Here is a 21,369-nt window from a genome sequence, read left to right on the forward strand (position 1 = left end):
TTCAGTTAATTAGGATATTAAAAAAATATTAAAAAAATATTTGAGCCACGTAAATATAGGTTCTGTACTGAATATATATTGCTTACCCGTTTATCCAAATATTAATCTTCTATTGATTCGTAGATGAGCTTGTACATGTCTTCCCAGAAGGTATTGTCATTGAAGCCGGCTATCTGAGTCATGCCTACAAAGATCATCTGCTCCTGAGGGTCGATGAAGAACTTGGTATTAAAGTAACCACCCCACTCATAGGTGCCTGGGCTTTTCGGACTTCTTTTGGTCGGTGAGTCAAGATAAACCGTAAAACCCAATGCAAAAGCACTTCCGATCATCTGATATCTGTCGGGCTTGTAATCATTAATAACATCTGGCATTTGGTCTCTGCTCATTTCTGCCAGCGCATCTGCACCAAGAATATCTCCACCACCAGAGACCAGGGTATTGATGAAAATTGCATAGTCCATCATAGTTGAGGAAAGACCTGCACCACCAGCAAAAATATTTCGAGGGCCTTTTTTGGGGTAGTCAGTGCCCTGGGTCCTGCCCATTTCTTCTACGGTCATCCATCGGTCTCCAAGATTGGCATAAACACCAACTAATCGATCAAACTTGCTTTCCGGCAGGTAGAAGTAGGTGTCTTTCATTCCCAATGGATCGAAAATATTGGCTTTGAAGTATTTATCTAAGGTTGTCCCTGATACAACTTCAATAATTCTACCGAGTACATCCATGTTCAGACCATAAGAGAATCTTTCTCCTGGCTGGTGTGCCAATGGTACTTTAGCCAATCGATTAATCCACTCCTCAGTTGTCCAGGTCTCATGCGAGAAACCAACGTTCATATCGAACTTCTGATAGACCGCCATCAATTTACCTGGGTTAAAGCTACCGTATACAATACCTGAGGTATGCGTCAGCAGATTTCTGACAGTGACATCTTTTTCCACAGGTACAGTGGTGTAACTAGAGTCTGCCTCGTTGAATTCGTCTAGCACTACCTGATCCTTAAAAGCTGGAATGTATTTGTGAACAGGGTCGTCCAAGCCAATTTTACCTTGCTCATAGAGCTGCATAATAGAAACCGCAGTAACAGCCTTAGTCATTGATGCTAGTCTCCAAATATCTCCTTCGCCATAGGCCTGTTTGTTTTTGGAGCTCCGAAAGCCGAAGCTTTTGTTATAAATGACTTTTCCTTCTTTGGCTACCATAAATGATCCACCTGGCAGCTTGTTTTTATCCATATAGGCTTGCACGTGCTGATCGATCTTGTCTAAAGCATCGGAAGACATGCCAACTGAGGCAGGCTGACCTTTAGTGAGTGTCGCCCCATTTTGAGCAAATACTGCAACGCTAAAAAGGAGCAAAAAGGCGAGTGTTAATCTAGTTTTCATGGTTTGAGTTTTAGAGGCTAAAGAGCTTATGAGATGTTGAGAAGTATTTTTCCTTTTCGGCCTGGGCTTTCCATATGTTCAATGGCCTTGTGAATTTCGTCTAGTGAGTAATGTGCTTCTACATCAGCCTTAAGAGACTGCTCGGTGAGCATTCCTAATATTTTTGGTACTATGCTTCTTCTTTCGTCACCAGACAATCCCGTAAACCATGTGGTTAACCAGAATCCTTTTACTGTCAGGTTTTTGAAGATAAGAAGACCGCTGTTGAGAGGTATGGGTTGTAGACTCAATAGACCATAGACGAGTAGTTTCCCACCCGGTTGAAGCGCATTGAGCACTTTATCTCCTAATTCACCACCTACAGCATCGAAGGCAGCACCAACCATAGCTCCGCCTGTGGCTGCCTTTACAGCTTTGTAGATATTCTCAGTTTTTTCGTTGATGATTGCTGCTGCGCCCAAGTCTAAAAGTGCCTGCTTTTGGTCGTCACTTCTAACCGTTCCAATTACATTGATTCCCCGGTTTGCGGCAATTTGGATCACAAATTTACTAAAGGCCGAAGCTGCTGCTGTCAACATCAACCAATCACCCTCTTCCAAGTCTGCCTCAATCAGCATTCCGTAGGCTGTTAAAGGATTGACGAAGGCCTGGCATGCTACATCATCAGACATGGTAGGAGGTTTCGGAATGATGCTATTGGCGGCTACACATACATACTCTGCCCAACATCCAAGGGCTGTGAAAATAACTCCACTGCCAACCGGCATATCTACACCTTCGCCACAAGCATCGATCGTTCCAGTACCTTCAAAGCCACCGATTTGTGGAATTTGAGGCCTAATGCCATACATGCCCTGAATGAACATGATATCGGCAGGAATGATATTGGCTTTGGTTACTTTGATTCGGATTTCTCCGGGAGCAGGTTCTGGAATGGCAATGTCAACGACTTGAAGAACGTCCGTTGGCTTCCCTAGGGATTCAAATTGTACAGCTTTCATATTTATTATTTTTTCTATCACTCTCCTCCTTGAGGAGGAGTGCCTGAAAGGCGAGGTGGTGTTTGAGACGAGAAATACGTGATACTCGTCAAGCATAACAAGTTAATTATTTATCTTTCATTGACGCAGATAAAAATCATTAATCCATGCAGATCGCAGAGAATTTTAGGTTGGATGGCAAGGTGGCCATTGTAACGGGAGCCAGTAAGGGAATTGGCAAGTATATCGCTCAGGCGCTTGCCCAACAGGGAGCTGAAGTGGTTGTTTCCAGTCGGAAGTTGGATGCTGTTACTGCGGTAGCAGATGAGTTTATCGCTGCTGGTCTAAAAGCAATAGGAATTCCTTGTCACATGGGCGATGATACTCAAGTGAAAGCATTAGCTGAACAGACCATTGCCACCTATGGAGGTATTGACATTATTGTGAATAATGCTGCTGCAAATCCCGTGTTCGGTCCAGTGCAAGATGCCGGAGACGATGCGTTTGATAAGATCATGGATGTGAACGTCAAAGGGCCGCTGAACCTTGCCAAGTATGCTTATGATTCTATGAAATCAAGAGGTGGAGGATCTGTGGTAAATATTAGTAGCATTGAAGGGATAACTCCTGGACAAGGTTTGGGGCTTTACTCGGTGAGTAAGGCAGCAATGATTCAGTTAACCAAGGTCCTCGCAAGAGAATGGGGTCCGGATAATATTCGAGCCAATGCGATTTGCCCTGGATTAATAGAAACGAAATTCAGTGAGGTACTGACCTCGAACGATAAGATTTTGAAAATGGTGATGATGAAGCAGGCATTACCAATGCTCGCACAACCAGAAGATATTGCAGGATTGGCGCTCTTCTTAGCATGTGACGCCTCTAAGTTTGTAACGGGTGCATCGATTACCGCTGATGGGGGGTATACTATCTAATGTTGAATGAAGAATGTAGAATTAAAAAATTTGGATACACTGCCTAGTAATTTTAACACCCTGATTTCTGATTAACCAATCACTAATACTATTGACTACTGACCAATAACCAATGACCAACCTATTTGCTACAGATAAACTCAAAGCACTTTACCCGAAGGTGAAGACCTTTATAGAAGAGGATGTATGTCCATTGGAGTTACAAATGATTCATGGTGCTTGGAGCGAAACCAAACATCAGCTGGATGAGCTCAGGAATAAGGCTAAATCCTTGGGACTATGGACACCATATCTTTCTGAAAAAGAAGGAGGACTTGGGCTGAGCATGACGGAGTTTGGTCAAATCTCTGAGCTTTTGGGAGGAACACCACTCGGCCACTATGTGCTCAATTGCCAAGCCCCTGATATAGGTAATATTGAACTGATGCATCAGTTTGCTTCTGATGAATTAAAGGCTCAATATCTACAGCCGCTAATCAACGGAGATATCAGAAGTTGCTTTGCCATGACCGAGCCTGAATTTGCTGGATCCAACCCCGTGAACCTAGGCACTACGGCAGTGTTGGAGGGGGATGAGTATGTAATCAATGGGCACAAATGGTTTACTACAGCTGCTGATGGTGCTGCCTTTACCATTGTAATGGCCGTCACTAATCCTGATGCAAGCCCCTATGAGCGCGCGAGCATGATTGTCGTGCCGCTGGATAATCCTCGGTTCGAAAATGTAAGGAATATCTCTATCATGGGAGATGAAGGAGGTGGCTACCTAAGTCACTCCGAAGTAAGGTTTAATAATTGCCGTGTGCCGAAGGCTAATTTGATCGGTAAAATGGGCGAGGGCTTTATGCTAGCACAGCAGCGCCTTGGTCCTGGAAGAATCCACCACTGCATGCGCTGGATTGGGATATGCGAACGAGCTTTTGATATGATGTGCCAAAGAGCTGCTAGTAGAGAACTCAGAGAAGGTAAAAAACTGGGTCATCAGCAGACGATACAGAACTGGATAGCAGAAAGTCGCGCTGAGATCAATGCATCTAGATATATGGTGCTTCATGCTGCACAGAAAATGGATGCCGAAGGAAGTAAAGCTGCCAGAATAGAAATATCGACCATCAAGTTCTACGTGGCTGATGTCTTGATGAAAGTTTTGGACAGAGCGGTACAAGTACACGGTGCTCTTGGAATTACAGATGATACTCTGCTTTCGTTTTGGTATAGGCATGAACGAGGGGCAAGAATATATGATGGACCTGATGAAGTACATAAATCCAGTCTGGCTCGGAGCATACTAAAAGAGTATGGATTATAAAATGAACCTCTTCAACCTTGATCCTTACTGCTAGAGACTTATTAAATGATTGACCAACCCAAAGACATACGAAAAGGAGAGGAGTTAGACCTTGATAGACTTAAGGCCTTTCTATCGGATAACCTGCCAGAATTTTCAGGAGAAATAGCGGTGTCTCAATTCCCTAGTGGCTTTTCTAATCTCACCTATCTGCTGAAATCGGGCAATAGAGAATATGTCTTAAGAAGACCTCCGTTCGGTGCCAATATCAAAGGTGGACACGACATGAGTAGGGAATTCAAGGTATTGTCCTTGTTGAAACCAGTTTACCCGAAAGTTCCTTCACCCGTATTGTTCTGTAATGATGAGTCTGTACTAGGTTCTGAATTCTATATGATGGAGCGCGTAAAGGGTGTTATTCTTAGAGGAAGACCCCCGAAGGACATTAACCTCAGTCCCGACTTGATGAAATCTATTTCAGAAGCTTGCATTGACAACCTAGCGGCATTGCATACAATGGACATTGAGACTTCTGGCCTCAACAGCTTCGGTAAACCCGAGGGTTATACGCAACGGCAGGTAGAAGGATGGATTAGACGCTATCATAAAGCCGAGACTGACGAGCTGGGATCAATGAATGCTGTCACGAAATGGTTGGAAGAGCACTTGCCAAAACAGGAGCACGTCAGTTTTATACACAATGACTACAAGTATGATAACCTCGTACTCAACCCAGATAACTTAAGTGAGATTACTGCCGTGTTGGACTGGGAAATGTCCACCGTAGGTAATCCATTGATGGATTTGGGGACTTCACTTGCTTATTGGGCTCAGGCTGACGATTCGGAAGCCTTGAAACCGTTCAGTCTTACCTGGCTACCCGGTAATTTAAATCGGGCTCAGTTTGCCGATCGCTATGGAGAAAGAACAGGTTTCGATCTAAAAAACTTAGTGTACTATTACGCCTTTGGGGCCTTTAAGATCGGTGTCATTATTCAGCAGATATACGCTCGATATAAGAAAGGATTAACACAAGACGCTCGTTTTGCCAACCTCATATATGCTGTAAAAGCCTGTGGGGTTAATGCGGCAAAGGCGATAGAGAAAGATAAGATTTGACTTTAAAAGTCTCCTCCTTGTAAGGAGGAGTGGCCAGAGGTTGAGGTGATATGAAAATAAGACGTCATCCTGAACTTGTTTCAGGATCTATTTGAGAGGGTTCGGAATGATTAAGGCAATGAGAAGAGTAAAATTGACAACCCCACCGCCCTGCGGGCACCTCCCCTTGAAAAGTGGAGGACTAAAATTTTGTGAACTAATAGTCTCCTCCTTGTAAGGAGGAGTGGCCGAAGGCCGAGGTGGTTAAATATGAAATTATGGAATTGAAAATTGAAGACATCAACAAAGTACTCATTCTGGGTGCAGGCACGCTAGGCTTGAGAGTAGGTTTACAATCAGCAATCAGTGGTTTCGAAACCACGATTTATGACATTGATGAATCCACTTTTGATTCTGCGATTAAAATCCAAGAGAGCATTCTGAAGATGCTTGTTAGGAATGAAAAGCTTTCCGAAAAAGAGGCAGAAGCCGCAAAACAGCGTTTGACTTTCACAACTAATGCAAATGATGCTGCTGACAATGCTGATTTCTTAAACGAATCTGTCACCGAAAACCTCGAACTGAAGAAGAAGGTATGGGAGCAGTTTGGAAAACTTTGTCCAGATAAGACACTGTTTACCTCTAACACTTCGTACCTATTACCTTCTGATCTGGCAGACGCTACAGGCAGGACAGAACGGTTCTGCAATTTCCATTTCCATGATGTCTTTTATGCCAATGTAGTCGATATTATGCCCCATCAAACTACTGCTTCCTGGATTCCAGACTTACTCTTCCAAATGGGAGAGAAGCTTTGGCAGACACCAGTATTCGTCAAAAAGGAAAACCCGGGTTACATTTTTAACTATATGCTTATGGCCTTGATTGGCGCGGCTGGGGCCTTAAAAACAATGGATGTGGGTAGTATAGAAGATATTGATCGAAGTTGGATGGGCAATTTCAAAATGGATATGGGACCTTTTGGTGTTTTAGATACTGTGGGCTTAGATACAGCATGGCATATTACCAGCAGTCAACCGGATAAAAAGAGTCAAGCTTTTGCTGCATTGCTCAAAACATATGTGGATGCCGGTAAGCTGGGTGTGAAAACCGGAGAGGGTTTCTATAAGTACCCAGATCCAGCATTTAAAAAAGAGAGCTTTATCAAAGGTATTTGACGAACTTTACATTTTGTGGGTTTCTAACCCTTCAAGGTTTGTAATCTCTGTTAATCAGGTAGTTGTAATTTTTTTTTAAGGCACATTTATACTAATTTGCTTCTTCACCTGGACCACGAACATGAGACTACTACTACTCAGTATAATGCTATGCTGTTCTTGTTTAAGCATTTCAGCCCAATCGGCTAGTCCATTTTTCTATCAACTTTTCGCGGATTACGGCTTGTCAAGCGACAAAACCACTGTTTCCCTACAGGATTATAAAGGATTTCTCTGGTTCGGTACAGAAGAGGGGCTTAACAGAATGACGGACTACTCTGAGTTTGACATCTATAGAAATGACCGTACGGATACCTCCACCCTCAGCAATGATCATGTTACAGTGCTGTTTGAAGACAGCCGCAAGCGGCTTTGGGTGGGTACTCGCGATGGCTTAAATCTTTATAATCGAGACACGAAAACTTTCAGTCGACTCGCGTTGGACTCCGATGGGCTTGGAAAAACTATCAATACCATTTACGACATAGTTGAGGATCAAGAGGGAGATATATGGCTTATCAATAATGACAAACTGGTTGTTCTGGATGGGGTTTCTTTGGAACTAACCTCGGTCATTGTAGCTGAAGGTGTTCGGGGAAACAGGTTGAAGCTAAACGATCTTGAGTTCTATCAAACTAATTTATGGGCAGGTACGTCAGAAGGCTTGTATGAACTCAGGGGAAAGAGGCTCTCGAATGCCGGTATTGGTGATAGGTCTGAAATCACCAGCCTTTTGGCTATTGAAAACAGCTTGTGGATGGGTTCAAGGGGAGATGGATTGATCAGATACAATGCCGTTGAAAATAAAGTTGATTTATTTTCAACAAGCAGCAGACAATACACATTGAACAATGACTTCGTAAATGATGTGTCGCTGATTGACCAAGATAAGATTTGGGTGTCAACCATGGATGGCATCAATGTGCTCAGTCTCAAAGACAATTCGGTAGCCTCTTACCAGTATGATTTCGACAATGGATTTTCACTTTCCGATAGAGTGATCCGTGAGGTTTATCAGGATGAAATGGGATCGGTTTGGATAACAACCCCAAATTCGGGAATCAACTATTTTCATAAAGCAGATAATTTGTTTGGTTATATAGGTCAGTCTGATGAGCAAGGAACTGAGACTGACTTGATGGATTATAATGTTTTTTCCATCGTTTCCTCAAAGTCAGGAGATAATTGGATTGGTTCCAGGAAAGGGATCTCTCGATATAATGCAGTCTCTAAAACCTTCAAGCATTATCCATTCAGCAAGGATATTAGTCAGCGGGCGGGTGAGGTTTTGTCCATTGCACAGTGTAGTGCCAACTACCTCTGGTTGGGTACTGACGATGGACTGGTGAAATGGACTGGAGAAGGTAAGTCATTTAATTACGTGATGCCTGAGCAGTTAAAGGGTTTGGAGATTCTCTCTGTAATGGCTGATGAAGAAGACAATTTGTGGCTCGGCACAGCCACTCAGGGTGTCAAGGTGTATTCAAGTGTAAATCGTGTGCTTAGTGAGGTACCATTTTTTGGTGAAGAACTGAGCTTTTCCGGTTACCCGAAAATAAGCGATATCAAGAAATTCGAGGATCAAATATTAGTTGCTACTGATAAGGGACTCTATAATTTTGAAGACGGTGCACTCATCAAAATGGAATTGACCAACCTGGAAGAGGGCATGTCTACAGAAATACCTATAAATATGATTTTTCGGGATACCCAAAATCGTATTTGGTTGGGGACACAACAAGATGGAGTTTTAGCCATTGATAATGAAGGATTAGTATTGCATCAGCTCAATAAAGAGCGTGGTCTTGCTTCTAATGATATTCGATCCATAATTGAGGATACTCATGGTGATCTATGGCTTTCAACGAATAGTGGTGCCAGTAAACTGTTTCAGGTCGATAGTAAACTTGACAGTTTCGCTATTAGGAATTATGACATTTCAGATGGGCTCCAAGGCAATCAATTTTCTGCAAAGGCGAGTTCCATAACCTCCAATGGTGAAATTCTTATGGGAGGATTGAGTGGAGTAACGACATTTAGTCCGGAAGACATCATAGATTATCAAGTTTCTCATAGACCCACTTTCATTGGTCTTTCTGTTAATGGTGAGCCATTTGCTCCAAAAAACAGTGATGGAGAGGTCACAGACATCTCTTTGTTGAAGTCACTCAGGCTCAATTGTGAGCAAAATGACTTTACACTTAATTTCTCTGCTTTGGATTATTTGAGACCCGATGATGTAGTCTATCGGTATAAGCTTGAGGGGCATGATCAACATTGGACGGAAGTAAAGAATACCGGTAAAGCGACCTATCAAAACATTCCAGCCGATAGGTCATTTGACTTTGTTTTTCAGTCAAAAGGTAGGCTCTCGCCAGAGTGGTCAGAAGAAACCAGATTAACAATTATTGTAGAACCGCACTATTACCAGACCTTCTGGTTTAGATCACTCATTGTAGTCGCAGGCTTAGGCGTAATATTTTTATTGCTCTGGCTCCGAGAGAAGCGAGCTGTACGGAAGCGACAGGAACTTGAATCTATGGTTAACGCCCGTTCTTCAGAGTTAAGAAGAGAAATTAACCAAAGGCAAGAAGTTGAGGAGGCTTTAGTTCAAGCACTGGTGGTTGCTGAAGACGCAAACACAATCAAAAATAAGTTTCTGGCCAACATGAGCCATGAAATAAGAACGCCATTGAATGGAATCATAGGGCTTACTGAGTATTCACTGGACAACAATTTGGATGAAGAGCAAAAGGACATATTAAGGACTATTTCTAGTTCTGCTACCTCACTCAAACTTATTGTAGATGATATTCTGGATATCACGAGAATTGAGTCTGGCAAGATAGAACTGTCCTGCGAGCCATATAGTGTTAAAGATCTACTTAACGATATTGTTGCTACATTTTCAATACCTGCCAAAAAGAAGGACATCACTGTTAAGTATTGGGTATTACCAGATGTGCCGCCTTTAGTTTTGGGCGATGAAAGATATGTGCGTCAAGTATTGACTAACCTGTTGTCAAATGCCATAAAATTCACCCATGAAGGTGGAGTGTCAATTTTTGCAGAGGCATTATCTGAGGATGAAGGTGAAATGGAGATATGGTTTACCGTGACCGACACGGGTATAGGTATTCCCGAAGAGGCTCAGGAAACAATCTTCGATCGGTTTGTTCAGACTGATACCAGTAACACTAGAAAATACGGTGGCACTGGTTTGGGACTGAGTATTAGTAAGGAATTGGTGACAAAGATGGGAGGAGACCTTTGGGTTGAAAGTAAGGTGGGTAAAGGATCCATATTTAAATTCTACGTTAAGTCTAAAGAGTACATAAGTGAGGAACAGCCTTTAAGAAAAAAGGGGAAAGAAAAATCAGTTAAGAGACCGGTACTCTCAAAAGCCAGAATATTGGTAGTGGAAGATAACCCAACCAATCAGAAAGTAGCCTTGAAGATGTTGGGTAATAAAGGGATGAAAGTCACCTGTGTTGAGAATGGGGAGGAGGCAATTCAGAAGTTTAAAGATCACCATTTCGATCTGATTATTATGGATTTACAAATGCCGATCATGGATGGTTACGAGGCCACACGGCAGATTAGGGCAATGGAAGGAAGGAAAGCGAATATTCCAATTATTGCCTTAACCGCGGCTGCCATGGCTGGGGAACGTGAGAAATGTATGGAAGCCGGTATGGATGAGTATCTCACTAAGCCCGTGAGCTATAAGAAGTTGATCGATACAGTGAATTCCTTTTTAGAGGGCAATGAAAAGGTTGAGGCCTAAGAGACCCATCTCTTTTTTGCTGTCCAATCATGTCAATTCAAAATATTTCTAATTTCATTGAACCTTCGAGTCTTTTTTAAGACTCCTTAGTGAAGTTCAATGGGACGCAGTTCAGACCAGATATTCGATGAATTACTCGTGATCCGATGTCAGGAGAAAGATCAGGAAGCCATTGGCCTCTTGTGGAAGCGCTGGCAACCGAAACTTCTAAGCTGGGCGTTTAACTTCTTGAAAGATCAAGATCAGGCCTATGAGATTGCTCAGGAGAGCTGGATGTCCATCTTCAAGAGCCTACATAAGCTTCAGGACCCTGCAATGTTCAGGTTTTGGGCCTATAGAATCGTTCAAAGAAGGTCTGCAGACGCGATCAGAAAACTTCAAAGAGATAGACAAGTGGTCGAAGAAAGACGCCACTCATTGGAGGTGTCCGACCAAAGTGACAATGAGCAAGAGAAGGTTATCCATCAGCTGTTACTGTGCATACGATCCTTACCCGTATTGCATCAGGAAATGTTAAGACTATTCTATTTGGAAAAGCATTCAGTAAAGTTGATTGCAAAGCAATTGGACCTACCAGAAGGCACCGTGAAGTCTAGACTCTTTTACGCACGAAAGGAATTGAAAGAAAAACTAAAAGAAATGAATCATGAATAAATCAGACAAAGAGATTGACGATTTGATACATCAGGCACTTTCTAAAGAGGAAGCCGCATACTTCGATGAAATGGGAGAACAGAATATCCCTGGTCAAATATTGAGTCTTTTTAAAGGACGAAACAAATGGATGAACGTGCTGATGGTCTTTATGAATCTGGTGATTTTTGCTGTGGCCATCTATACGTTTACTAATATGCTGAATGCTGAAGTTATGATGGAGAAAGTCGAGTGGATGTTTTACTCGCTCATCGGTTTTATGGCAATGATGATGATGAAACTTTGGAGTTGGAACCAAATGGATAAAAATGCCCTTATGCGTGAAATTAAGAGACTTGAATATCAAGTGTCCCTGCTTAAAGGAAAAGAGTAACAGGCTATATTCTCAGGTCATTGGAGTCTGTAAACCTTCAGAAGAGTGTCTTATACATTACATAAGTCACTTTGATTAGGTGATTATATTTAGGTGAGTTTAGACTGAAATCAAATTGATAGCCAAGTTCATCCCCGAACCGGACAAAGTTTACTTTGTAAAAAGAAACTCCTTATTCCATATTTTGGAGGGGAGTGGGAGTATCCAAGTCGATTTCAAAAACTATACAGACTGGAAGGACAAGCTTATCTATCTTGAAAAGGGGCAGTACATCAAATTTCTTTCTACCAATTTTGTAATCCGGAAGATAGAATTCGAAGATGAGCAGCTGTTTCAGGACAAAGAAGTCAGGGTGCTCTTTAAACATCTCGTGTCCTTAGGCTATATCAATTTTCAGGAATGTCAAGATTGCCAGCGGTATCTGTCGAATACTGTATTCAACAAAGAAAACGCCAGCATAATAGATGTCTCCTCCAAGCAATGGTTTTGGCAAAACCCATTTCAGGCCAGTAAAGAAGAGTACCACATTATTTTTGATATCAAGGAAGTAATAGATCAGGAGTTCCAAAATCACTTGACGCATAATGACGTAGCCGACCTTATTAACATCAATGGAAACGTTGCTCAGGAACTCGTCAAAGACAAGGTCGGCTTTTCCATAAAAAAGTTACTGTCCAATAAACTCTTGTTGGAAAGTAAAAAAGAGTTGGCCTTTACAGAGAAGAATGTTCAGGAGGTTGCTTATGATATGGGCTTTAAAGATCCCTCTTACTTTAATCGAATCTTCAAAAAAGTAACCGGGCAAAACCCGAAGGACTTCAGAGAGATCTATGGTCTCCAACGTGATTTATTCGTACAGGACTTACTAAGCATCATTAAAACATATCATCAGGATAAGCAGACATTAGACTTCTATGCAGACAAAATGCATATGTCGGTTAAGGGCCTTTCAAAAAAAGTGAGATCCAAAATGAATGCCTCATTGGGTCAGTTAATCCGTCAAGAGATGATTTTAACGGCTCAAAAGATGCTGGCCGAATCGGAATCCATCTCTGAAATATCTCGTCAATTGCGATTTGAAGAGCCCAATCATTTTTCTAGTTTTTTTAAAAGATATACTGGACTCTCGCCAACGGAGTTCAAAATGAAAGTCACATCATATTCCTAACAACCTTTCTCAAAAAGTACCAGTTATAGCGTCTTTTTTGTACTAATCAGTTCGGGCTGACCGGCCACCTTTGTTGCATAAGTTTTTAAAACATTAATGCAATGAATATCAAAGACCAAGTACAAAAAATGGACGGCATGGTGTCTCAAGGGGACATCGTAAATGCCGTAAAAGAATTCTTTTCGGAGCATGCTACCTCATCTGATTATGGCAAGACAGTTATGTCTAACAAAGCTGAAATGATCGGAAAAATGGAAGGCTTCCTGGGCAGCATCGCTAAAGTAAACGGCATCACACATCACCGTACTATGACAAGCGATAAAGCTACGGCTTCTGAGTTTACTTTCGATTTCGACATGAAAGATGGCAGCTCAATTTTCTGGCATGAGATCATTCGAAGAGTATGGAGTGATGATGGACTTGTAGTACACGAAGAGTATTTCAACGCACAGTAAAAAACACCTGGACTATGAAGTTTGTAACAAAAAGAATCCATGCGTTTTTAGATTATCCTGTAGCAATTGCCTTAATGGGCCTTCCATTCCTATTGAGTTTGGGAGATTCTAGCCCATTGGCGCTCCAGCTCTCTGTGGCCACTGGCGTGGCAGCATTCATTCTGACGGTGTTAACAGACCATCACTTAGGGCTATACCCTTTGATCTCTTACAATGGACATCTTATTGTCGATTTCTTAGTCGGAGTAGTGTTTGTCGTTGCACCATTCATCTTCGCTTTTGAAGGAATTGACGCCATCTATTACTGGGTAAATGGAGCAGCTGTACTGACTGTAGTCAGTCTACATAAGCCAGAACCAGTCGCGTCTTAAAATCTGATAATCAATAATTAATAACTGATAAAATGAAAAATTCAATTAAAATTTTCACCGTCCTGTTTTTACTACTAGGTGGTACAGCAATACAGGCACAAGACAAAAAGGCCAACAATATTGACAACAGTAATATTGCCCTTCAGGGATACAGTCCTGTTTCTTATCTAGATCTTGGACTTGCTCAAAGAGGTAACAAGGCGTATAAGTCGACCTATAAAAAGATCAATTACTACTTTACCTCTGCGGAGCAAAAAGCAACCTTTGACAAGAACCCGTCAAAATACCTTCCTCAGTATGGTGGGTTTTGTGCTTTTGGAACTTATGCAGGGGCCAAGTTCAGAGTGGATCCGAATAAATTTATTGTCAAAGACGGGAAGTACTTTCTTTACCTAAATGATGTAGAGCTTGATGCCAAGGGATTATGGCTCAATGAGAAAAACCATAAGAAACTAGTAGCCAAGGCGAACGACAATTGGAGCAAGCTAAAGTCTACTTATAACTAGTAGTGTTTTCATTGGTTGATAATAGAATAGGATTTGGCCTTGCAGATAAGCGAGGCTAAACCTGCTATACTTCATCAAGAAAGTCTTTTTGACTGCCGAAGTAAAACGAAGGCATATCTCAACCAGAGGCCTTAAAACACAAAACCCAACCTAGTGGCTGGGTTTCATTATTTTGTGGGCCCACCTGGGCTCGAACCAGGGACTTTCTGATTATGAGTCAGATACTCTAACCAACTGAGTTATAGGCCCTATTCAAAAGCTGTCGAAGGCCTTTGAAAATTGGATTGCAATGTTACATATTTGCTGCTAATTAAACAACCTCCAATGGCCTTAGATACCACGAAAATTGATACTATAGTTTTTGACCTTGGAGGCGTAATCCTGGACCTCAATACGGAAAGAACTTACCAGGCTTTTGCGGGCCTTGGCGATTTGAGTTTGGATGATGTAAAACAGCTGGCGCATCAGGACTTTTTTAAACAATATGAGGTGGGTGAGATTGACGATCCTACTTTTAGGGCTCACCTCAGAGAAGAACTTGAATTCAAAGGACCAGAGGACATCTTGGATGAGGCTTGGAATGCCATGTTGGGTCCAATTGCCAAAAGCAAGTTTGAATTATTGGATCAGCTTGCTGAGGAATTCAGACTCTATTTAATGAGCAATACGAATGCGATTCATATGAAGAGGATCTTACGCATTGCCGATCATTTTTCCCCACAGAAGGGTTTTTATAACTATTTTGATAAGGTGTTTCTTTCAAATGAAGTAGGTGAGCGTAAACCCAATGCAGGGTTTTATGAGCATCTCATGGAAGATGCAGCCCTGTCCCCAAGTAAGACTTTGTTTATTGATGACTTGGAAGAAAATATAACCACAGCAAAGCGCTTAGGCTGGCAAGGACATCATCTGAAAGCGCATGAATCCATTGAAGAATTGCTGAAGGATAGACCATGAGGATTGAAGGGAAACATTATCACACCATCTGGGTGAAGGAAGGGAGCAGAGATACTATCCAAGTGATTGATCAGCGCGTGCTGCCTCATCAGTTTGTAGTTCACGAGATTCGTAGTGCATCTGAAGCCGCTACGGCCATATCAGATATGATTGTCCGAGGTGCACCTCTGATCGGTGTAACTGCTGCCTATGGTCTGTACCTAGCTTGTTTGGCCGATTCATCTGACAAGGCCTTATCTGAAGCAGCATCTTTGTTAAAAGCTTCTAGACCTACTGCTGTAAATTTAGCCTGGGCGGTTGATTTGGTGATGGATGAACTATTGAGTTTGCCAATCAATGAAAGGGCAGAGGCGGCATTAAAAGCAGCCGAAAAGATCAAGGCAGATGATATTGAAATCTGTCGTCAGATAGGTAAGCATGGTTTGGAGATTATTAGGGAACTGTATGAGAAAGAGCAGCGCACCATCAATATCTTGACTCACTGCAACGCTGGTTGGCTGGCCACGGTAGATTGGGGTACCGCCACATCGCCCATATATCAAGCCATGCAAGAGGGGATTCCAGTACATGTTTGGGTAGATGAAACAAGACCAAGAAATCAGGGTGCTAATCTTACTGCATTTGAATTATTGCAGGAGGAAATTCCACATAAGCTAATCGTAGATAATACCGGAGGCCATTTGATGCAACATGGTATGGTGGATATGGTGATTGTAGGGACGGATAGGACCACTGCACATGGAGATGTGGCCAATAAGATAGGTACTTACCTGAAAGCCCTCGCTGCACATGATAATCAGATTCCTTTTTATGTTGCCCTGCCATCATCAACCATAGATTGGGATCTAAAGGATGGCGTCAAAGAAATTCCAATCGAACAAAGGAGTGGGGAAGAGGTGACTTCTATTTGGGGTTGGTCCAAAGGGGAGATGACTCAGGTAAAACTAAGCCCTAAAGGAACTCCAGCGGCCAACTACGGTTTTGATGTAACCCCGGCCCGATTAATCACCGGATTGATCACAGACAGAGGAGTATGCGAAGCCTCCAAAGAAGGTTTGTTGAGACTATACCCTGAGAGATTGAGTACTGATGGATGATGGCGTAATCAAATTTAGCCTTGAATGGCGGGAGGGAGAGGCTCCCAATTGCGAGGGGCTAGGTGACCTGATCCATTGGCGTGATCGCATGTATGATTTAGGCCTTATCGGGCATGATCATAAGTATGATGTTGGCTTTGGGAACATCAGTATGCTCTCAAGAAAGGATCAGTTCATTATTTCAGGCACACAAACAGGCCATATTCCTAAGCTGGGTCCAGAATACTACACAGAAGTGATTGATTACAACATAGCGGAAAACAGATTGACTTGTATGGGGCCTGTTAAAGCATCCTCAGAATCATTAACCCATGCAGCTATCTATGAGGCAAATGCTGAGATAAGGGCAGTGATCCATATTCATCATGATCAGCAATGGGAGTCTTGGCTCAATAAGATCCCAACGACAGACGAAAATGTACCCTATGGTACTCCAGAAATGGCCTATGAAATTCACCGATTGTTCAATGAAAATCGATCAATGAATGTGCTGGCGATGGCGGGCCATCAAGGTGGACTTATTGCCTTTGGAAAAAACTTGGAAGAGGCAGCTCGCCCTTTTCTAGAGGTGTTTGCCTAAGCTTCCCTGTAGGCCAGAATACCTCCAGCCAGGTTGATCACATTACTAAAGCCTTGCGAAGTCAAATATTTCTGAGCCTTGGCCGATCGTGCGCCACTTCTACAATGGACAATGATCTCTTGGTCTTTCAAGTGCGCTATTTCTGAGATTCTATGAGGTAAATCCCCGAGAGGCAATAGTTGTGCTCCAATATTGTCTTCTTCAAATTCCCATTGTTCGCGAACGTCAATGATGTTTAGGTCATCATTGTTTGCTTCTCTTTGTTTTAATTCTTGAACTGTAATTTCCTGCATTTCAGTTGTTTAGAATAATCCTTTTTGTGAATACATCTCCTGATTTGGAGAATTTGAGCAAATATATTCCTTTTTTGTTCTTACTCAGATCGATAATTATACCTCCGGTGGCCTCTAGCACCTCAAACAAACTCTCATTGCCCCAGTTATCATAAATTTTGAGTGACTCAATCTCTGAATCTGCAATGAAGATTTGGCCATCACTAGGGTTAGGGTAAACGCTAGGAGCCTCTGCTCGTGCCTGATTAATTGGGACAAAATTGGCCGCTACTTCCTTGTCAAAACGAGGTCGCATCATGAGGCTACCCGTCACAAACTCATTAGGTCTCCATTCGCCACTGACATTGAAGAAGAGCTTGTCCCCGGTGTCGTTGTTTTTGTCTAGGCCTACGGCCAAAAACTCATTAGTGGCTTGCTGAAAACCGATATAGAAAGTGTCCTGAACAAAAACCGGGGTGTCTAATTCGTAAGCCCTGAGATCGCCAATACTTGCAGGTCGGATTACGCTATATGAGTCTTGGAATAAGACTGACTCAGGTTCATTATCCAATTCACTCCAAACCAAGAGCTCTATGGGTTCACCTGCTTGTTGTGTAAATGGGAAATTGATATCGATATGAGTCAAGAGCGCCCTTTGCTCAGCAAAGAATGCGTAGGCAATTTGACCGCCTCGCTGGTTAATGCCAGCCGCGAAATCGGGATCGCCATCATCATAAGCCAGATAGTCATCAATGACGGTTGTAACCCTAACGGAGTCATTCAAGCGATAGTCAACTGACTGGTTGAATGTTGTGTCAATCCCTGGGTTAATGGCTTCAATTAAGAAGTTATCCCCCGACCTAATGAAGTAACTTGTCTCTAAAAGAAGTGAATCTGCATTCGCATCTAGTAGGTTGGCATTTAGCACAGGTGAAGTAAATATCCTTCGCTCAAAAGCATCAGGAATAGGGTTTGCAATGGTTTCGTTATTAAGAATCTCAATTTGCGTATCTCCTGAGGTTTCCCTTACAACCGTGCTGAACTGAATAGGCTGAAAAAACTCATTCAAGTTGAAAAACTCAGCGCTGGTTTCGACCAAATATCGTCCTGGGTTGGCAAAGAACTGTTCAGTGGGCATGGCGGAATATGGAGCCGTAAGGAATGACGGTTTTCGAGTCAGCGCTCTATCGGGATAGGCAATATCATTCGCATGCCTTGAGTCGTTCAGGTATACATAATCGACCAGCCATGTGTCAAAAGCCCCGGCCAATCTTGAAAAAGACTGGAAACGGAATTGAAAACTATCGAAGAAGTAATTCGATGTTACCTGAACCAGTTGTTGTGTGAAATCAATGGACTCATTTTCTGTACCACCGACTTGGGACCACACGTTTTGCCATTGACCCGTAGGATCTTTGAATTGTAGTACCAAAGAGTCTTCTGAATCGGGTATTTCTCCGTTACCATTAAGCTGCCAGAAGAAACTCAAATAAACAGAGTCAACTTGATCGGGACCTAAAAGGGACAAATCTATCAATTGAGAAACAAGGCTATCGGTAGCACCATTGATCAGGCTATTCGCATCATAAGGTGCACCATTTACATCAACTCCATCGAATACAGCGACATTAAGCGTAGGAGCGTTTCGACCTAAACCATTACTGATTCTGACGTTATCAGAGTTAGACCATCGCTCAACAGAGGGAATTATGCTGCTAGTCGAGAAGTCATCCCAAAAAGGTATGTTGACGGTTGCAAGAACTTGATTGGACTGATTGCTTGAAAACCTTGGCGAATTACTCGACTTAATTTTATTAGGCAAAGGTCTTTCCACGATTTGGCCTATCGCAGAAAGGCTAACAAAGAAGAGTGATAATATGATCGCCTTGAGCTTCAAATTAATTGCCGCTGTCCTCTTTTCCTTCTTCCTCTTCTTCAGGCGGCTCATCTCCATTGATCCAAAGTTCAATGATGCGGTTCTTTCTAACCACAGTGCCTAAAGGAGGTAGCTGTTTGTAGATGGTATTTAGTGGTACGGTATCGTTTTTAATGTAGTTAACGATGTCCAAGCGTAATTCTGCTGCCTCAATCTGAAATTTTGCCTCTTCCAGTGTCTTTCCTAGAAAATCGGGAATAGGGAAAGTTTCGACTCCAATACCATTCCCGATGACAAGATCAACGACAGACCCTTTGAAAAGCATCGTGCCAGGCTCAATTTCTTCACCTTCTAATTCCTGTTTGATTACCGCATTTTCACGCAGATCGGGTACATAAGTGATCTCACCTCGTTTGAGTCCATTGCTGGTCAAAATATCCTCAGCATTCAACAAGTCCGTATTGATCAGGTTAGGCATTCTTACCTGGGGAGGGACATTGGCATTCAGTGTCAAGTAGATTTTTCGATCTTCCTTCACCTTTGCACCACCTTTTGGGTTCTGACTTAGAATAACTTCTGGGTCAAAGTTTTCCGAATAGCCAGAGTCAACTTCTACCTCATATCGAAGATTTCTATTCGTCAGAAACTCATCGATACTTTCAAAAGGAGTACCCACAAGATCTGGTACTGTGATAGTTTCATTGTGGTTTGTACTGGCTGGAAGGTATATGTAAAAAAAGAATAGTACTAAGACCACCGAAATACCTACCATGATACCAATGTTCTTCAAGAAACGAATAATGGTAAAAGGCTTATTGCTCATCTTCAGTAAAAGTAACGTCCGCAGGCGTTGTTCATTTTATGCGGTACGAGAAGTTATTGGCAAAGATAGTTATTAAGTAAAACTGACAAATTATCGGCAGAATGAGACAATAAAAAAGGCCTCGATTTCTCAAGGCCTAGAATGTTTTAAACTTCGGCAACGTTGATCGCTTCAACGCCCTTTATTTCTGGAACGTCTCGCTTCAGAGCTTCTTCTACACCTGCCTTCATGGTCATGGGTGACATAGGGCAAGTTCCACATGCTCCTTCCAATTCTAGTTTCACGATTAAATCATCGGTAATCTCCAATACCTTTACGTTGCCACCATCGGCAATCAGAAATGGCCTAATTTTTTCTAAGGCTGCCTCAACTCTATCCAACATATCATTAAACTTTTAATTCAACCTTTTTCGTTTCTGCCTTTTGAGCATTTCGAATGGCTACTTGTTGCGCCACAGTTTCGGCAATACCTACAAAGGCATCTGCCGTTTTACCTTCTTGCATAATGGCAGGATATCCGATATCGCCACCTTCTCTAATGCCTTGAACCAGAGGGATTTCACCTAGGAAAGGAACCTCATGTTTCTCAGCAAGTTTCTTTCCTCCGTCTCTACCAAAGATATAGTATTTGTTATCAGGTAGTTCTTCAGGTGTAAAGTAAGCCATATTTTCTATGACCCCAAGCACAGGAACGTTGATCTGAGGTTGTAGGAACATATTCAGCCCTTTTTGAGCATCAGCAAGGGCTACTTTTTGAGGAGTGGTAACGAGTACTGCACCGGTCACAGGTACGGTTTGTACCATAGTCAGGTGAATATCACTAGTGCCTGGAGGCAGATCGATCAATAAATAGTCAAGTTCTCCCCATTCGGTATCCCCAATAAATTGTTTCAATGCACTACTGGCCATTGGGCCCCTCCAAACCACAGCATTTTCGGCAGGGGTGAGGAAACCAATAGAAATCAGTTTTACTCCATATTGCTCGATAGGAATGATCAGGTTTTTCTCGCCTTCCTTTCTAATGCCCGGTTGCTCATGCTCACAATTGAACATGGTAGGCATAGAAGGTCCGAAGATATCGGCATCGATGATCCCGACTTTTGCACCTTGACGCGCCAATGCCACTGCCAGGTTAGCCGTTACGGTTGACTTGCCGACTCCACCTTTTCCGGAGGCTACTGCAATAATGTTTTTAACCCCTGGTAGCAAGGGCGTATTATCACGTGTAGTAGTTACGTCTGAGGTCATTTCTATTTCTACCTCAACGTCAGGGCTTATATGCTCACTAATGGCATCAAGACAGTTATTCTTGATGACTTCCTTTAGTGGACAGGCGGGTGTTGTCAATACCACAGTAAATGACAGCTTGTTGCCATCAACCACTACATCACGAATCATATTCAGTGTTACCAGATCCTTTTTTATGTCCGGATCATCTACATGGCGTAGGGCATTTAAAACACTCTCCTTAGTCAACTCCATTGCTTTCAATTTCAGATGCAAATAAAATGCATTCGATTTACTTTTCATTAACAGCTGTG

Annotated in this window: 21 protein-coding genes and 1 tRNA gene; 14 read left to right on the forward strand and 8 right to left on the reverse strand. The window is 42.4% G+C overall.

The window, feature by feature from the left end; translation table 11 throughout:
- Positions 1-101 precede the first annotated feature (101 nt).
- A complete protein-coding gene (locus BFP97_RS02345) occupies positions 102-1,391 on the reverse strand; it encodes a serine hydrolase domain-containing protein (protein ID WP_069840875.1) in 1,290 nt (429 codons plus the stop codon).
- Between the two features lie 26 nt (positions 1,392-1,417).
- Positions 1,418-2,392 carry a zinc-dependent alcohol dehydrogenase family protein gene (locus BFP97_RS02350; protein WP_069844164.1) on the reverse strand — a complete coding sequence of 325 codons (975 nt, stop codon included), beginning with the start codon at positions 2,390-2,392 and terminating at the stop codon, positions 1,418-1,420.
- A 146-nt stretch (positions 2,393-2,538) separates the two neighbouring features.
- On the opposite strand from BFP97_RS02350, the gene BFP97_RS02355 reads away from it, so the two are divergent.
- The 11 genes from BFP97_RS02355 to BFP97_RS02405 all read left to right on the forward strand — a co-directional run bounded on the left by BFP97_RS02355 (position 2,539) and on the right by BFP97_RS02405 (position 14,223).
- A complete protein-coding gene (locus tag BFP97_RS02355) occupies positions 2,539-3,306 on the forward strand; it encodes a glucose 1-dehydrogenase (protein ID WP_069840876.1) in 768 nt (255 codons plus the stop codon).
- Between the two features lie 112 nt (positions 3,307-3,418).
- Positions 3,419-4,615 carry an acyl-CoA dehydrogenase family protein gene (locus BFP97_RS02360; RefSeq protein ID WP_069840877.1) on the forward strand — a complete coding sequence of 399 codons (1,197 nt, stop codon included), beginning with the start codon at positions 3,419-3,421 and terminating at the stop codon, positions 4,613-4,615.
- Between the two features lie 45 nt (positions 4,616-4,660).
- Positions 4,661-5,713 carry a phosphotransferase family protein gene (locus tag BFP97_RS02365; protein WP_069840878.1) on the forward strand — a complete coding sequence of 351 codons (1,053 nt, stop codon included), beginning with the start codon at positions 4,661-4,663 and terminating at the stop codon, positions 5,711-5,713.
- Positions 5,714-5,970: 257 nt separating this feature from the next.
- Entirely contained in the window at positions 5,971-6,870 is a 900-nt protein-coding gene (locus BFP97_RS02370) for a 3-hydroxyacyl-CoA dehydrogenase NAD-binding domain-containing protein (RefSeq protein WP_069844165.1), read from the forward strand.
- Positions 6,871-6,991: 121 nt separating this feature from the next.
- Positions 6,992-10,696, forward strand: coding sequence for a hybrid sensor histidine kinase/response regulator (locus BFP97_RS02375; protein WP_083262391.1), 3,705 nt, complete (start codon positions 6,992-6,994; stop codon positions 10,694-10,696).
- A gap of 99 nt (positions 10,697-10,795) precedes the next feature.
- Complete coding sequence (locus tag BFP97_RS02380) at positions 10,796-11,350, forward strand: RNA polymerase sigma factor (protein ID WP_069840880.1); 555 nt, start codon at positions 10,796-10,798, stop codon at positions 11,348-11,350.
- A complete protein-coding gene (locus BFP97_RS02385) occupies positions 11,343-11,723 on the forward strand; it encodes a DUF6768 family protein (protein WP_069840881.1) in 381 nt (126 codons plus the stop codon). The genes BFP97_RS02380 and BFP97_RS02385 overlap by 8 nt, the downstream gene beginning before the upstream one ends.
- 115 nt (positions 11,724-11,838) lie before the next feature.
- Entirely contained in the window at positions 11,839-12,891 is a 1,053-nt protein-coding gene (locus tag BFP97_RS02390) for a helix-turn-helix domain-containing protein (RefSeq protein WP_083262392.1), read from the forward strand.
- 101 nt (positions 12,892-12,992) lie between these two features.
- On the forward strand, positions 12,993-13,346 hold the full coding sequence (locus tag BFP97_RS02395) for a hypothetical protein (RefSeq protein WP_069840883.1): 354 nt from the start codon (positions 12,993-12,995) through the stop codon (positions 13,344-13,346).
- A 14-nt stretch (positions 13,347-13,360) separates the two neighbouring features.
- The gene (locus BFP97_RS02400) at positions 13,361-13,717 is read left to right on the forward strand and encodes a hypothetical protein (protein ID WP_069840884.1); all 357 of its coding nucleotides are present in this window, start codon (positions 13,361-13,363) and stop codon (positions 13,715-13,717) included.
- Positions 13,718-13,749: 32 nt separating this feature from the next.
- Positions 13,750-14,223, forward strand: a complete 474-nt coding sequence (locus BFP97_RS02405; RefSeq protein WP_069840885.1) for a YHS domain-containing (seleno)protein — start codon at positions 13,750-13,752, stop codon at positions 14,221-14,223.
- Positions 14,224-14,398: 175 nt separating this feature from the next.
- On the opposite strand, the gene BFP97_RS02410 is transcribed toward BFP97_RS02405, so the two are convergent.
- Positions 14,399-14,472: transfer RNA gene (locus BFP97_RS02410), tRNA-Ile, on the reverse strand.
- A gap of 75 nt (positions 14,473-14,547) precedes the next feature.
- Here BFP97_RS02410 and BFP97_RS02415 point away from each other — a divergent pair.
- The 3 genes from BFP97_RS02415 to BFP97_RS02425 are packed head-to-tail and all read left to right on the forward strand — an operon-like array spanning position 14,548 to position 16,857.
- Positions 14,548-15,180, forward strand: coding sequence for an HAD family hydrolase (locus tag BFP97_RS02415; protein ID WP_069840886.1), 633 nt, complete (start codon positions 14,548-14,550; stop codon positions 15,178-15,180).
- Entirely contained in the window at positions 15,177-16,277 is a 1,101-nt protein-coding gene (gene mtnA, locus BFP97_RS02420; RefSeq protein ID WP_069840887.1) for an S-methyl-5-thioribose-1-phosphate isomerase, read from the forward strand. Before BFP97_RS02415 ends, mtnA begins: the two co-directional genes overlap by 4 nt.
- Positions 16,270-16,857, forward strand: a complete 588-nt coding sequence (locus tag BFP97_RS02425; RefSeq protein ID WP_069840888.1) for a class II aldolase/adducin family protein — start codon at positions 16,270-16,272, stop codon at positions 16,855-16,857. Before mtnA ends, BFP97_RS02425 begins: the two co-directional genes overlap by 8 nt.
- Here BFP97_RS02425 and BFP97_RS02430 read toward each other — a convergent pair.
- The 5 genes from BFP97_RS02430 to BFP97_RS02450 form a co-directional block, all read right to left on the reverse strand.
- Positions 16,854-17,150: a rhodanese-like domain-containing protein gene (locus tag BFP97_RS02430; RefSeq protein ID WP_069840889.1), complete on the reverse strand. Its 297-nt coding sequence runs from the start codon at positions 17,148-17,150 to the stop codon at positions 16,854-16,856. The genes BFP97_RS02425 and BFP97_RS02430 overlap by 4 nt on opposite strands.
- Position 17,151: 1 nt before the next feature.
- Positions 17,152-19,083, reverse strand: coding sequence for a T9SS type A sorting domain-containing protein (locus BFP97_RS02435; protein WP_069840890.1), 1,932 nt, complete (start codon positions 19,081-19,083; stop codon positions 17,152-17,154).
- The gene (locus BFP97_RS02440) at positions 19,028-19,828 is read right to left on the reverse strand and encodes a PASTA domain-containing protein (protein ID WP_069840891.1); all 801 of its coding nucleotides are present in this window, start codon (positions 19,826-19,828) and stop codon (positions 19,028-19,030) included. The genes BFP97_RS02435 and BFP97_RS02440 overlap by 56 nt, the downstream gene beginning before the upstream one ends.
- A 146-nt stretch (positions 19,829-19,974) precedes the next feature.
- Positions 19,975-20,211, reverse strand: coding sequence for a NifU family protein (locus tag BFP97_RS02445; RefSeq protein WP_069840892.1), 237 nt, complete (start codon positions 20,209-20,211; stop codon positions 19,975-19,977).
- Between the two features lie 4 nt (positions 20,212-20,215).
- Positions 20,216-21,310 (reverse strand): Mrp/NBP35 family ATP-binding protein, encoded by a 1,095-nt coding sequence (locus tag BFP97_RS02450; RefSeq protein WP_069844166.1) that lies wholly within the window; start codon positions 21,308-21,310, stop codon positions 20,216-20,218.
- Positions 21,311-21,369: the final 59 nt, after the last annotated feature.

This window comes from Roseivirga sp. 4D4, assembly GCF_001747095.1.
In the GTDB taxonomy this organism is placed as follows: domain Bacteria; phylum Bacteroidota; class Bacteroidia; order Cytophagales; family Cyclobacteriaceae; genus Roseivirga.

What these genes read in the sequence shown, in the direction of transcription:
- BFP97_RS02450 (WP_069844166.1), bottom strand. Translation starts at nt 21,310, where the DNA reads ATGGAGTTGACTAAGGAGAGTGTTTTAAATGCCCTACGCCATGTAGAT.
- BFP97_RS02415 (WP_069840886.1), top strand. Translation starts at nt 14,548, where the DNA reads ATGGCCTTAGATACCACGAAAATTGATACTATAGTTTTTGACCTTGGA.
- BFP97_RS02430 (WP_069840889.1), bottom strand. Translation starts at nt 17,150, where the DNA reads ATGCAGGAAATTACAGTTCAAGAATTAAAACAAAGAGAAGCAAACAAT.
- BFP97_RS02385 (WP_069840881.1), top strand. Translation starts at nt 11,343, where the DNA reads ATGAATAAATCAGACAAAGAGATTGACGATTTGATACATCAGGCACTT.
- BFP97_RS02355 (WP_069840876.1), top strand. Translation starts at nt 2,539, where the DNA reads ATGCAGATCGCAGAGAATTTTAGGTTGGATGGCAAGGTGGCCATTGTA.
- BFP97_RS02380 (WP_069840880.1), top strand. Translation starts at nt 10,796, where the DNA reads ATGGGACGCAGTTCAGACCAGATATTCGATGAATTACTCGTGATCCGA.
- BFP97_RS02360 (WP_069840877.1), top strand. Translation starts at nt 3,419, where the DNA reads ATGACCAACCTATTTGCTACAGATAAACTCAAAGCACTTTACCCGAAG.
- BFP97_RS02425 (WP_069840888.1), top strand. Translation starts at nt 16,270, where the DNA reads ATGGATGATGGCGTAATCAAATTTAGCCTTGAATGGCGGGAGGGAGAG.
- mtnA (WP_069840887.1), top strand. Translation starts at nt 15,177, where the DNA reads ATGAGGATTGAAGGGAAACATTATCACACCATCTGGGTGAAGGAAGGG.
- BFP97_RS02435 (WP_069840890.1), bottom strand. Translation starts at nt 19,083, where the DNA reads ATGGAGATGAGCCGCCTGAAGAAGAGGAAGAAGGAAAAGAGGACAGCG.
- BFP97_RS02400 (WP_069840884.1), top strand. Translation starts at nt 13,361, where the DNA reads ATGAAGTTTGTAACAAAAAGAATCCATGCGTTTTTAGATTATCCTGTA.
- BFP97_RS02370 (WP_069844165.1), top strand. Translation starts at nt 5,971, where the DNA reads ATGGAATTGAAAATTGAAGACATCAACAAAGTACTCATTCTGGGTGCA.
- BFP97_RS02375 (WP_083262391.1), top strand. Translation starts at nt 6,992, where the DNA reads ATGAGACTACTACTACTCAGTATAATGCTATGCTGTTCTTGTTTAAGC.
- BFP97_RS02350 (WP_069844164.1), bottom strand. Translation starts at nt 2,392, where the DNA reads ATGAAAGCTGTACAATTTGAATCCCTAGGGAAGCCAACGGACGTTCTT.
- BFP97_RS02395 (WP_069840883.1), top strand. Translation starts at nt 12,993, where the DNA reads ATGAATATCAAAGACCAAGTACAAAAAATGGACGGCATGGTGTCTCAA.
- BFP97_RS02405 (WP_069840885.1), top strand. Translation starts at nt 13,750, where the DNA reads ATGAAAAATTCAATTAAAATTTTCACCGTCCTGTTTTTACTACTAGGT.
- BFP97_RS02365 (WP_069840878.1), top strand. Translation starts at nt 4,661, where the DNA reads ATGATTGACCAACCCAAAGACATACGAAAAGGAGAGGAGTTAGACCTT.
- BFP97_RS02345 (WP_069840875.1), bottom strand. Translation starts at nt 1,391, where the DNA reads ATGAAAACTAGATTAACACTCGCCTTTTTGCTCCTTTTTAGCGTTGCA.
- BFP97_RS02445 (WP_069840892.1), bottom strand. Translation starts at nt 20,211, where the DNA reads ATGTTGGATAGAGTTGAGGCAGCCTTAGAAAAAATTAGGCCATTTCTG.
- BFP97_RS02440 (WP_069840891.1), bottom strand. Translation starts at nt 19,828, where the DNA reads ATGAGCAATAAGCCTTTTACCATTATTCGTTTCTTGAAGAACATTGGT.